The sequence below is a fragment of the Enterobacter cloacae complex sp. P15RS genome (genome assembly GCF_014895905.1).
Classification (GTDB): domain Bacteria; phylum Pseudomonadota; class Gammaproteobacteria; order Enterobacterales; family Enterobacteriaceae; genus Enterobacter; species Enterobacter quasihormaechei.
Map to the genome: position 1 here is coordinate 44851 of NZ_JADBQL010000019.1, position 12088 is coordinate 56938.

Annotated in this window: 14 protein-coding genes; 11 read left to right on the forward strand and 3 right to left on the reverse strand. The window is 55.5% G+C overall.

Features of this window, described 5'->3' with window-relative positions:
* Positions 1 to 55: 55 nt before the first annotated feature.
* Positions 56 to 694, forward strand: coding sequence for a DUF1007 family protein (locus IM267_RS12485; protein WP_107533530.1), 639 nt, complete (start codon positions 56 to 58; stop codon positions 692 to 694).
* Entirely contained in the window at positions 685 to 1665 is a 981-nt protein-coding gene (locus tag IM267_RS12490; protein WP_193033501.1) for a nickel/cobalt transporter, read from the forward strand. Before IM267_RS12485 ends, IM267_RS12490 begins: the two co-directional genes overlap by 10 nt.
* Before the next feature lie 46 nt (positions 1666 to 1711).
* Here the strand turns inward: IM267_RS12490 and IM267_RS12495 are convergent, their stop codons facing one another.
* From IM267_RS12495 to suhB, 3 genes are all read right to left on the reverse strand, one after another.
* The gene (locus tag IM267_RS12495) at positions 1712 to 2395 is read right to left on the reverse strand and encodes a DUF2931 family protein (protein WP_107533528.1); all 684 of its coding nucleotides are present in this window, start codon (positions 2393 to 2395) and stop codon (positions 1712 to 1714) included.
* On the reverse strand, positions 2392 to 4377 hold the full coding sequence (gene tssD / locus IM267_RS12500; protein ID WP_193033502.1) for a type VI secretion system tube protein TssD: 1986 nt from the start codon (positions 4375 to 4377) through the stop codon (positions 2392 to 2394). The genes IM267_RS12495 and tssD overlap by 4 nt, the downstream gene beginning before the upstream one ends.
* Before the next feature lie 210 nt (positions 4378 to 4587).
* The gene (suhB, locus tag IM267_RS12505; RefSeq protein WP_003860668.1) at positions 4588 to 5391 is read right to left on the reverse strand and encodes an inositol-1-monophosphatase; all 804 of its coding nucleotides are present in this window, start codon (positions 5389 to 5391) and stop codon (positions 4588 to 4590) included.
* A gap of 132 nt (positions 5392 to 5523) precedes the next feature.
* Between suhB and trmJ the strand changes: the two genes are divergently transcribed.
* The 9 genes from trmJ (at position 5524) to iscX (ending at position 12054) form a co-directional block, all read left to right on the forward strand.
* Complete coding sequence (gene trmJ, locus IM267_RS12510) at positions 5524 to 6249, forward strand: tRNA (cytosine(32)/uridine(32)-2'-O)-methyltransferase TrmJ (RefSeq protein ID WP_193033535.1); 726 nt, start codon at positions 5524 to 5526, stop codon at positions 6247 to 6249.
* A gap of 237 nt (positions 6250 to 6486) precedes the next feature.
* Positions 6487 to 6978: a Fe-S cluster assembly transcriptional regulator IscR gene (gene iscR, locus IM267_RS12515; RefSeq protein WP_022649018.1), complete on the forward strand. Its 492-nt coding sequence runs from the start codon at positions 6487 to 6489 to the stop codon at positions 6976 to 6978.
* A gap of 117 nt (positions 6979 to 7095) precedes the next feature.
* A complete protein-coding gene (gene iscS, locus IM267_RS12520) occupies positions 7096 to 8310 on the forward strand; it encodes a cysteine desulfurase (protein WP_003860663.1) in 1215 nt (404 codons plus the stop codon).
* A 24-nt stretch (positions 8311 to 8334) separates the two neighbouring features.
* The gene (gene iscU, locus IM267_RS12525; RefSeq protein WP_015703172.1) at positions 8335 to 8721 is read left to right on the forward strand and encodes a Fe-S cluster assembly scaffold IscU; all 387 of its coding nucleotides are present in this window, start codon (positions 8335 to 8337) and stop codon (positions 8719 to 8721) included.
* A 13-nt stretch (positions 8722 to 8734) separates the two neighbouring features.
* Complete coding sequence (iscA, locus tag IM267_RS12530; RefSeq protein WP_003860659.1) at positions 8735 to 9058, forward strand: iron-sulfur cluster assembly protein IscA; 324 nt, start codon at positions 8735 to 8737, stop codon at positions 9056 to 9058.
* A 76-nt stretch (positions 9059 to 9134) separates the two neighbouring features.
* On the forward strand, positions 9135 to 9650 hold the full coding sequence (gene hscB / locus IM267_RS12535) for a co-chaperone HscB (protein ID WP_063867992.1): 516 nt from the start codon (positions 9135 to 9137) through the stop codon (positions 9648 to 9650).
* 14 nt (positions 9651 to 9664) lie between these two features.
* Positions 9665 to 11515 carry a Fe-S protein assembly chaperone HscA gene (gene hscA / locus IM267_RS12540; RefSeq protein WP_193033503.1) on the forward strand — a complete coding sequence of 617 codons (1851 nt, stop codon included), beginning with the start codon at positions 9665 to 9667 and terminating at the stop codon, positions 11513 to 11515.
* A 1-nt stretch (position 11516) separates the two neighbouring features.
* The gene (gene fdx / locus IM267_RS12545) at positions 11517 to 11852 is read left to right on the forward strand and encodes an ISC system 2Fe-2S type ferredoxin (RefSeq protein ID WP_003860652.1); all 336 of its coding nucleotides are present in this window, start codon (positions 11517 to 11519) and stop codon (positions 11850 to 11852) included.
* A 1-nt stretch (position 11853) separates the two neighbouring features.
* Entirely contained in the window at positions 11854 to 12054 is a 201-nt protein-coding gene (gene iscX / locus IM267_RS12550; protein ID WP_003860650.1) for a Fe-S cluster assembly protein IscX, read from the forward strand.
* The last annotated feature ends 34 nt before the right edge of the window (positions 12055 to 12088 follow it).

Genomic DNA, 12088 nt, shown 5'->3' on the forward strand with positions numbered 1-12088 from the left:
GCCTTTCACTCAGGATTGCTGGCGAACATCACAGAATTTTTGACGTGAGGAACAGATGCAAATAGTTAAACAAAGCGCGGTAGCGTTATTTTTGGCGGTTTTCACTTTCGCCGCCGGCGCCCATCCTCACAGTTTTATCAGCCTGAAAACCGAGCTGGTGACGGACGGCACGCAGCTCAGCGGCCTGAAAATGCGCTGGACGATGGATGAAATCACCTCCGCCGATCTGCTGTACGATGCCGGAAACGCAAAGCCCGGCGACGAGATCTGGAAAAAGCTGGCGGCAGAGGTGATGGCCAACGTGCTGGGTCAGCACTACTTCACCGAGTTCTGGCACAACGGACAAAAGGTGAAGTTTCTTAACCGTCCCACGGAGTACGGCATGACCCGCGACGGTCATCAGGCGGTGCTGACGTTTATCCTTCCGCTGGCGCACCCTCAGCCGCTGGCAGGGCAGAAGTACACGTTCTCTACGTTTGATCCAACCTACTACGTCGATATGCATTACGCCCAGGACAGCGACGTGCAGCTGCCGGAAAATTTGCAAAAAAACTGCAAAATTGCCGTGCACACGCCGACGCCCAGCGAAGAGACGCTGAATTTTGCCGTTTCCCTTGATAAAGAAGATGCGCCCCCAGAAGACATGGAATTAGGAAAACAGTTTGCGCAGGAGGTAACGTTGCAATGTCAGTGATCTCCTCTCCCGTCAGCAAGCAGCGTCGCTGGCTGCACCTCTGGCCTTTGGCGCTCTTTTTACTGTTAGCCGTCTGCGGCGCGCTCTGGCTGTGGCAGGCCTGGCCGCAGGTGATGATAAAAAGCATTATCTGGCAGCGTGAAGTCAACCAGCAGATGAGCGGGCTGCTGAAGGCGGTGGCGGAGAACCCGACCAAAGCGGGCGGTTCTCTTCTGGCGTTCAGCTTTATCTATGGCGTGCTGCACGCGCTGGGGCCGGGGCACGGTAAAATCGTCATCACCACTTGGCTTGCCACCCATCCGTCGAAGCTGAAATCAAGTATTGGCCTGACGCTGGCGTCCTCTTTACTTCAGGGCATTGTGGCGATTGCGCTCGTGGTGATAGTCCTTTCGCTGTTGCAGCTGCCGGCCCGTCAGCTGCATATGAGCAGCTTCTGGCTGGAGAAGGGGAGTTACGCGCTGGTCGGCGTGCTGGGGCTGATCCTCTGCTGGCGGGCGCTGAAAAAGTTGCGCGCGTTGCTGCAAAAACCGAAATTCAGAGCCTTTACGCCGCATCACGTTCACCATGAAAACTGCGGATGTGGGCATCAGCATCTGCCGACGCAGGCGCAATTACAGAGCGGCGACGACTGGCGCGCGCGGCTGATGATTGTGCTCTCTATGGGGATGCGCCCGTGCTCGGGAGCAATCATGGTGCTGTTGTTCAGCAAAGTGATTGGGGTATTTGGCTGGGGTATGCTCTCGGCGCTGGCGATGGCGGCGGGAACATCTCTGACTATCTCTTCGTTAGCGTTGCTGGTGCACAGCTTTCGTCAGCTCGCGGTAAAACTCAGCGGCAATAAAACGCCGGTGCTGTGGCGACAGGTTGGCTGGACGACGCTTGCGCTGGCGGGCGGGGTGATTCTGCTGGTGGCTGCGGTCACGATGTGGATGAGCGCGGTGCCGGTGGGAAGGGGGCTGCGGTCGTTTTAACGACGTGCGGTCTCCTTCCCCTCTGCCACGGAGCTGTCTCTTATTGTTAATCCCAATTACCGTAGGGGTAAGTTTTGCCTTTAATGAAATCCTGCGTTGACTTGATGACGTTAAACGTACCGCCGGGAACAACATAGTCTTTGCAAAGAGTCAGGTCCTTGCCGGCGTGAGTCCACATCTTCAACGGTTTGAGGGGCAGGCTGGGGCGTCCGGCGACATCCGGAAGCCAGACCTTGACTTTGCCGCCGGGGGACAGGCCGAAGGTCATATTGTCGTACCAGACGGGAGCGCCAGATCGATAGGTATGATCGGCAGGGGTTTTCATGCGCAGCCAGGTGTCCGGTCCGAACACGGCGCTGGTTTCATAGGTTTGCTGGTCAATGTAGGACTCCCAGCAGAAGACAATGTACTGAGGGGGCTTTTTGACTTTGTTGAAATTGACACTACCTCCATAGGCCACATCAGTCCATTTGCCCACGGATTCGGAATCGCGAGAAGTGGAGTCAAGGGTATTAAAGGTATACAAGTAACCATCCGTGTCGATCACCCGGGCATGAAGCGCTTTTGCTGGCAGCTCGTAGGGCGTGATAAAAGAAAAACTCCATTCGCCATAAGGCAGAATCCAGTCACCACTGGCGGCCTGTTTTGATTGTAAAGGATGAGGCTTGTGCGGGTTGCAGCCCGTCATTGCCAGCAGCAGTAGAATTGTCAGTGCGTTATGTGTTTTCATCGTTTTTTTCCATCCATGTTGTAAATCGTTCTTATCCAGTTTTCATCTGGCCGATTAACAAAGCCGACGGTTTCGCACGCTGAAGCGCCACCCTGTATTTCACCGGACTGTTTAAGCTCCACTGCGTTCCAGTGGGCTGAACAGTGGATATATTTCCGGGTAATTATATCCACCTCGTCGGGTGTGAAGCCGTTTACGCTTCTGTGCTGACGGGCTGCTTTACCCATCAATCGTGCGTAATCGCACAACGGCCTCAGTTCATCAGGTAAGGCGTGCGTTCTGATGCTGTCTACGTCAGTTAATAACGCTCCTGCCTCTACTGCCGCATCGACCATTACCCGCAGCGCCACCTTTGACCAGTCAAAAAGGACCGTCCGATGGCGTAGCGTCAGAGCGGAAAAGATCCGTTTCTGCGGCTGGCTGTAGCGGTCAGGCGGGGCGAAATCATCTTCCCATACGTCCGGGGTGATAGCATTGGTTCGAATGACGGGCATGACAACCGGTGAACGCTCCAGCACGCGCAGCTGCGCCATCGTCTGCTGGTAAACATGCGACTGTGTGCCGGGCTGGTTGTGTGGCAGGGTTTCCACTAACGGTCTAGTAAGAAAGAGGTCTTCCCGCAACTGAGGCAGATAGCCGCCGCCTATATCGGAATGGGCGCCGGGAAGTGTAAGTTCCGGCCAGGCAGGGGCAACGCTATTAAGTGCGAAGTTAAAGCGACACTCGTGTTGGGCGATGATGTGAAATACTTTTCCCGCCACGCCGGGACGCAGGCGGATGTTGACATTTCCGGTGTCGGCGCTGTGTGGATTGAGGCCATTCATTACCGTACCGACGGCCGCCACGGTGTCCATGATACCGAGGAAGCGGGTTTTACCCGCTGGTGCGCCGCGATAATTATATTCTTTCATCCCAGCCGAGATTGTTTCGATTATGGCGCGGTCTTCCGCCTGGACACGGTTGGCGAAATGACGGGCCGCCGCCGCACCTCGGCTGAAACCGAAGATATCAAACAGCAGGGTATCGACAACAAACTTACCGTTTAATTGAGAAAGCGCTTTCTTTATCCCGACTTCCAGTTGTGTCACCGCATCGTCAGTTTTGGCAATAATTCCGGTCTCTGCTGTGCCCAGTCCCAGACCTATCGGATTGTCGGGTTCACCTGCCCGGGTACCAATACCCTCGACATAGATAACATCTTGTATGTAGTGACTGTCTGGTGGAAATTTTTTCTCATACAACTCATTCAACCAATAAATGTTTGTATAATATCCCAGATAGCTCCCCGCCCCGATCCCACTTATCCCCATCTTCTCCGATGCATTTCTGGCGAGAATGGTTGCCGCATCCGGGCTGTTGATATCAAAGTGCTGCGCCGTCAGAGCCTCAAGCATGTTCCGGGTGTTCACCGCGTTATTGCCAGTGCCGTCAAAGAATATCCCCAGCACCAGCGTCACCTTACGTTCAGGCCGCTCTTCGGGGAGGACTGTCTTCTGCACCACCGGAAAGAGACGGTTATAATTTTCAGGCGTCAGCAGATAATCAAATTCGGTACCGGCAATAAGATGGCGACTCAGAATATAATCATAATCAACCGAGATGTATTCATAGTCCATATCATTCATCCTGTAATTCAGGTGAATGGACCGTATTGTTGCACCACGTAATTCGATAAGATAATACTTCTCCATTTGGCCGTGCCGATTGATGCGGTAAATATTAAACGTAAGCTTGAGACGTTCATTGTTATTAATGGCGTTACTCATTAACGGAGAGCTTTTATCCAGGATCTTACAGAATTGCAGTCCGCGATGGTGAAACCGGCCACCGATACCGCCCGCTTCCTGCTTCAGGCTGAAAACAAAGATTTCATCTTCATGCCCCAGCTGATATCGGTTGCCGACTGAAGCCTGAGAACCACAGTCAGCAGAAATCCTTCCCTGAATATCGCCCTCAAGCGTTAAATAAATAAGGTTGCTCATTTATTTTTCCTGAGTGAGGCGCTTAGTCAGGAAGTATCGTAATGATAAAATTGAAAAGGCAATCTGCTATAAATCAAATTACAGAGAAAATACTGACGTTTATTTAGGGGTAAAAGAACCACTAATAAAAAATCCCCGATGTTGAACGTCGGGGATTTATATACGCACAGACAGTACGGAAGAAATAACCGCTGGGGGCAGTTACCGGGCTTAACGCTTCAGCGCATCACTCAGTTCATCACGCATGTTTGCCAGCATGGCCTTAACAACGCGCGGGTTACCTGCAACGATGTTGCCGGTAGACATATAGTTATGACCGCCGGTGAAGTCGCACACGATGGCGCCTGCTTCACGTGCGATCAGTTCGCCCGCTGCAAAGTCCCACGGCTTCAGGGACAGCTCGAAGTAACCGTCAACGCGACCGGTCGCCACGTAGGCCAGATCCAGTGCAGCAGAGCCGGTGCGACGGAAGTCCGCGCATTCGGTGAACAGTTTGCCCAGGATATTCATATAGGTGGTTGCGTGCTGCTTCGCCTTGAACGGGAAGCCGGTCGCCAGAATGGTGCCGTCCAGATCGCGTGCATTGCTGCAACGCAGACGGTAGCCGTTCAGCTGCGCGCCCTGACCGCGGGTAGCGGTGAACAGTTCGTTACGCATTGGATCGTAGACAACGGCGACTTCAGTACGGCCTTTGATGCGTACTGCGATAGAAACTGAGAAGTGTGGCAGGCGTTTAACGAAGTTGGTGGTGCCATCCAGTGGATCGATAACCCATTGAACATCCTGATCGGTACCTTCATGTTCACCGCTTTCTTCGGTGATGATGGTGTGCTGCGGGTAAGATTTGCGGATCGTTTCGATAATAATCGCTTCTGCGGCTTTATCGACGTTAGTCACGAAATCATTGCTGCCTTTCTGGCTGGTTTCTACGGAGTCTGGAGTTTCGTAGTGTTTGGCAATTACATTACCCGCCTTGCGCGCTGCGCGCACGGCGATGGTCAGCATCGGATGCATCGGTCTCTCTCACTGGATGTTAAAGAACAGGAAAATCGGCGCAGAGTATAGCAGCGGGATCGGATTATGTCTCTCGTTTATGATAATATGCCCGAATATTCTTCAGACACTGAACCCAGACATCTAAAAATTATGCTGCAAAACATTCGAATCGTGCTGGTCGAAACATCGCACACCGGCAACATGGGCTCTGTGGCCCGCGCTATGAAAACCATGGGCTTAACGAACCTGTGGCTGGTTAATCCGCTGGTGAAACCAGACTCTCAGGCTATTGCCCTGGCGGCCGGCGCCAGCGACGTGATCGGTAATGCGCAGATCGTGGACACGCTGGATGAAGCCCTGGCCGGTTGCAGTCTGGTGGTGGGCACCAGTGCGCGCTCCCGTACGCTGCCGTGGCCGATGCTGGACCCGCGAGAATGCGGCCTGAAAAGCGTCTCAGAAGCGGAGCAGGCGCCGGTTGCACTGGTGTTTGGTCGCGAACGCGTTGGCCTGACCAACGAGGAACTACAGAAGTGCCACTACCACGTGGCGATTGCCGCCAACCCGGAATACAGCTCGCTTAACCTGGCGATGGCGGTGCAGGTAATCGCCTACGAAGTGCGCATGGCATGGCTGGCGACGCAGGAAAAAAAGGTCGAACCTAAAGAAGAGACGGCCTACCCACTGGTGGACGACCTGGAGCGTTTCTACGGCCACCTGGAGCAGACGCTGCTCTCTACCGGCTTCATCCGTGAAGGCCACCCGGGCCAGGTAATGAACAAGCTGCGCCGTATGTTCACCCGCGCCCGTCCGGAAAGCCAGGAGCTTAACATCCTGCGCGGGATTCTGGCGTCGATTGAACAGAAGAATAAAGAGTAGTGCCGTGTGTTCGCCGGGGGGGCGCTTCGCTTACCCGGTCTACAAAGCCCGTAGGCCCGTGCAAGCACAGCGCCGCCGGGCAAAAAATACGGCACAGAAGGTTAAATACCTGACTAAAACAGTCAAGTAAATAGTTGACCAATTTAGTCAGGAATGTCAGACTTGGCCCTGCTATGCAATACCCCCATTTTACAATAAAAAACCCCGGGCAGGGGCGAGTTTGAGGTTAAGTAAGACATGAGACTGACATCTAAAGGGCGTTATGCCGTGACCGCGATGCTGGACGTTGCGCTCAACTCCGAAGCGGGCCCGGTTCCGTTGGCTGATATTTCTGAACGACAAGGGATCTCCCTCTCTTACCTGGAACAGCTGTTCTCCAGACTGCGTAAAAATGGACTGGTGTCCAGCGTTCGTGGCCCGGGCGGCGGTTATCTGCTGGGTAAAGACGCGGGCAGTATTGCGGTTGGCGAAGTGATTAGCGCGGTGGATGAATCCGTTGACGCAACCCGTTGCCAGGGTAAAGGCGGCTGTCAGGGCGGCGATAAATGCCTGACCCACGCGCTGTGGCGCGATCTGAGCGACCGTCTGACCGGCTTCCTGAACAACATCACCCTCGGTGAACTGGTGAATAACCAGGAAGTTCTGGACGTTTCTGGTCGTCAGCACAGTCAGGATTCACAACGCAGCACCCGTTCGCAGGACGCTATCGACGTTAAACTGCGCGCGTAATTAAAAAGATAAGTATTCAGAATCAGGCCGGGGTGGTCACACCCCGCGTACTCGGTCGTACATCCAGCCGGTTGCCTGATTCCTTGCATTGAAGCGATGTACGGAGTTTATAGAGCAATGAAATTACCGATTTATCTCGACTACTCCGCAACCACGCCGGTGGACCCGCGTGTTGCCGAGAAAATGATGCAGTGTCTGACCCTGGACGGAAACTTTGGTAACCCAGCTTCCCGTTCACACCGTTTTGGCTGGCATGCTGAAGAGGCGGTAGATATCGCCCGTAATCAGATTGCTGACCTGGTTGGCGCCGACCCGCGTGAAATTGTTTTCACCTCCGGTGCGACCGAATCCGACAACCTGGCGATCAAAGGTGCGGCCAACTTCTATCAGAAAAAAGGCAAGCACATCATCACCAGCAAAACCGAACACAAAGCCGTGCTGGACACCTGCCGTCAGCTGGAGCGCGAAGGGTTCGAGGTGACTTACCTGGCGCCGCAGAGCAACGGGATCATCGACCTGAAAGAGCTCGAAGCGGCGATGCGTGACGACACCATTCTGGTTTCCATCATGCACGTTAACAACGAAATCGGCGTTGTACAGGACATCGCGACCATCGGCGAAATGTGCCGTGCGCGCGGCATCATCTACCACGTGGATGCGACCCAGAGCGTGGGCAAACTGCCTATCGATCTGAGCCAGCTGAAGGTAGACCTGATGTCCTTCTCCGGCCACAAAATCTATGGGCCGAAAGGTATCGGCGCGCTGTACGTTCGTCGTAAGCCACGCATCCGCATCGAAGCACAGATGCACGGCGGCGGTCATGAGCGCGGCATGCGTTCCGGTACGTTGCCTGTTCACCAGATCGTGGGCATGGGCGAAGCGTACCGTATCGCGAAAGAAGAGATGGAAACCGAGATGGCACGCCTGCGTACGCTGCGTAACCGTCTGTGGGACGGCGTGAAAGATATGGAAGAAGTGTATCTGAACGGCGATCTCGAGCAGGGCGCGCCAAACATCCTCAACGTCAGCTTCAACTATGTTGAAGGTGAATCGCTGATCATGGCGCTGAAAGACCTGGCCGTTTCTTCCGGTTCTGCCTGTACGTCTGCAAGCCTGGAGCCATCCTACGTGCTGCGTGCGCTGGGCATGACTGACGAGCTGGCACACAGCTCAATCCGTTTCTCTTTAGGTCGTTTCACTACCGAAGAAGAGATTGACTACACCATCAAGCTGGTTCGTAACTCCATCGGCCGTCTGCGCGACCTTTCTCCACTGTGGGAAATGTTCAAGCAGGGCGTGGACCTGAACAGCATTGAATGGTCACATCACTAATCGGTACATAAGGAGAATTCAATCATGGCATACAGCGAAAAAGTTATCGATCATTACGAGAACCCGCGCAACGTTGGCTCTTTTGACAACAGCGACGACTCTGTCGGCAGCGGCATGGTTGGTGCGCCAGCATGTGGCGACGTGATGAAGTTGCAGATTAAAGTCAACAATGAAGGTATCATTGAAGACGCGCGCTTCAAGACCTACGGCTGCGGTTCTGCTATCGCCTCCAGCTCCCTGGTCACCGAGTGGGTGAAGGGCAAGTCTCTGGACGAAGCACAGGCAATCAAGAACACGGATATTGCTGAAGAACTCGAACTGCCACCGGTGAAAATTCACTGTTCTATTCTGGCAGAAGACGCGATCAAAGCCGCCATTGCGGATTACAAAAGCAAACGTGAAGCAAAATAATTGAGGTTTGAGTATGTCGATTACCCTTAGCGACAGCGCTGCCGCGCGAGTAAGCTCTTTTCTGGCGAACCGTGGTAAAGGCTTTGGCCTGCGACTGGGCGTACGTACCTCCGGCTGTTCTGGTATGGCTTACGTACTGGAGTTTGTTGACGAGCCGGCGTCTGATGACACCGTGTTTGAAGACAAGGGCGTGAAGGTGGTGGTCGATGGCAAAAGCCTGCAATTTCTCAACGGCACTCAGCTGGACTTCGTAAAAGAAGGCCTGAACGAAGGGTTCAAATTCACGAACCCGAACGTCAAAGACGAGTGTGGTTGCGGCGAAAGCTTCCACGTTTAACCGCGCGTCATCCGAAACCCCACCGTGGCTTTGCTGCGCGTGGGGTTTGTTCTAACAGGCTACCCCTGAGATTGTTATGGATTACTTCACTCTCTTCGGACTACCCGCTCAATACCCGATCGATCTTCAGGCACTGACGATCCGTTTCCAGGATCTACAGCGTCAGTACCATCCGGATAAATTCGCCAGCGGGACGCAGGCAGAGCAGTTGGCTGCGGTATCGCACTCCGCGACCATCAATCAGGCCTGGCAAACGCTGCGTCATCCGCTGACGCGTGCCGAATATCTGCTTTCGCTCCACGGTTTCGATCTGGCGAGCGAACAGCATACCGTGCGCGACACCGCCTTTCTGATGGAACAGCTTACGCTTCGCGAAGAGCTGGATGAGATTGAACAGGCCAAAGATGAAGCGCGTCTGGAACGTTTTATCACGCGCGTGAAGGGCATGTTCGATACCCGCCATCAGCAGATGGTGGAGCAACTGAACAACGAGACCTGGGACGTCGCGGCAGACACTGTGCGCAAACTCCGTTTTCTCGATAAACTGCGAAGCAGTGCTGAACAACTCGAAGAAAAGCTGCTCGATTTTTAATTTCGGAAGCAATTATGGCCTTATTACAAATTAGTGAGCCTGGCTTAAGCGCCGCACCGCACCAGCGTCGTCTGGCGGTCGGTATTGACCTGGGCACCACCAATTCCCTCGTGGCGACCGTGCGCAGCGGCCAGGCGGAAACGCTGGCTGACGAGCAGGGCCGCCATCTGCTGCCTTCCGTGGTCCACTATCAGCCGCAGGGGCACGCGGTTGGCTACGACGCCCGCGCCAACGCCGCGCGCGATCCGGCCAATACCATCAGTTCCGTAAAGCGCATGATGGGCCGCTCGCTGGCTGATATCCAGACCCGCTACCCGCACCTGCCGTATCAGCTTCAGGCCAGTGAAAACGGCCTGCCGATGATTGCCACGGCGGCCGGCCTGCTGAACCCAATTCGTGTTTCAGCTGACATCCTCAAAGCGCTGGCGGCGCGCGCGACGGCGACGCTCGGCGGCGATCTGGACGGCGTAGTGATCACCGTTCCGGCCTATTTTGACGACGCACAGCGTCAGGGCACCAAAGACGCCGCGCGTCTGGCGGGCCTGCACGTGCTGCGCCTGCTGAACGAACCGACGGCGGCGGCGATTGCCTACGGCCTCGACTCCGGTCAGGAAGGGGTGATTGCGGTCTACGATCTGGGCGGCGGCACCTTTGATATTTCTATCCTGCGCCTGAGCCGCGGCGTGTTCGAAGTGCTGGCGACCGGCGGGGATTCCGCGCTCGGCGGCGATGATTTCGACCATCTGCTGGCGGACTACATCCGCGAGCAGGCGGGCATCAGCGATCGCAGCGATGCGCGCGTTCAGCGCGAACTGCTGGATGCGGCCATCGACGCCAAAATTGCGCTGAGCGATGCGCAGTCGGTCAGCGTGAATGTCGCAGGCTGGCAGGGTGAAATCACCCGCGATCGGTTCAGCGAGCTGATTGCGCCTCTGGTTAAACGCACCCTGCTGGCCTGCCGTCGCGCATTGAAGGATGCGGGCGTGGAGGCTGACGAGGTGCTGGAAGTGGTCATGGTAGGCGGCTCAACGCGCGTGCCGCTGGTGCGCGAGCGCGTGGGCGAATTCTTTGGCCGCACGCCGCTGACCTCCATCGACCCGGACAAAGTGGTTGCCGTCGGCGCCGCTATCCAGGCCGATATTCTGGTTGGCAACAAGCCGGACAGCGAAATGCTGCTGCTGGACGTCATCCCGCTGTCTCTCGGTTTAGAAACCATGGGCGGCCTGGTGGAGAAAGTGATCCCGCGTAACACCACCATTCCGGTGGCGCGCGCGCAGGAGTTCACCACCTTCAAAGACGGCCAGACCGCGATGTCCATCCACGTGATGCAGGGCGAGCGCGAACTGGTGCAGGACTGCCGCTCTCTGGCGCGCTTTGCGCTGCGCGGTATCCCGGCGCTGCCGGCGGGCGGGGCGCATATTCGCGTGACCTTCCAGGTGGACGCCGACGGCCTGCTGAGCGTGACGGCGATGGAAAAATCCACCGGCGTGGAATCGTCCATCCAGGTGAAGCCGTCCTACGGCCTGACCGATGGCGAAATCGCCTCCATGATCCAGGATTCAATGAGCTACGCCGAGCAGGATGTGAAGGCGCGTATGCTGGCTGAACAGAAAGTTGAAGCCGCACGCGTGCTGGAAAGCCTGAACGGGGCGCTCGCTGCCGATGCCGCGCTGTTAAGCGCCGCCGAGCGTCAGGTGATTGACGAGGCTGCTGCGCGCCTAAGCGCAGTCGCCGAAGGCAATGACGCTGACGCAATAGAAGAAGCCATTAAAAACGTTGATAAACAAACCCAGGACTTCGCCGCTCGCCGCATGGACAAATCTGTCCGCGTCGCGCTGAAAGGCCAGTCCGTGGACGAGGTTTAATATGCCAAAGATTGTTATTTTGCCTCATGCGGACCTCTGTCCGGATGGCGCAGTTCTGGAAGCGAAGACCGGTGAAACCATTCTCGATGTTGCCCTGCGTGCAGGTATCGAAGTGGAACACGCCTGTGAAAAATCCTGTGCCTGCACCACCTGCCACTGCATCGTGCGTGAAGGTTTCGACTCTCTCGCCGAGAGCACCGAAGACGAAGACGACATGCTGGATAAAGCATGGGGTCTGGAGCCAGACAGCCGCCTGAGCTGCCAGGCCGCGGTGACCGATGAAGATCTGGTCGTAGAATTCCCGCGCTACACCATCAACCACGCACGCGAGCACTAATATGGGACTGAAGTGGACAGACAGCCGTGAAATCGGCGAAGCGCTCTACGACGCGAACCCGGATCTCGATCCGAAGACCGTACGATTCACCGACATGCACCAGTGGATCTGCGATTTAGAGGATTTCGACGACGATCCTAACGCATCCAATGAAAAAATTCTGGAGGCGATTCTGTTAGTCTGGTTAGATGAAGCAGAATAAATAACAAAACGGGCTGCCTTCAGGCGGCCCGTTT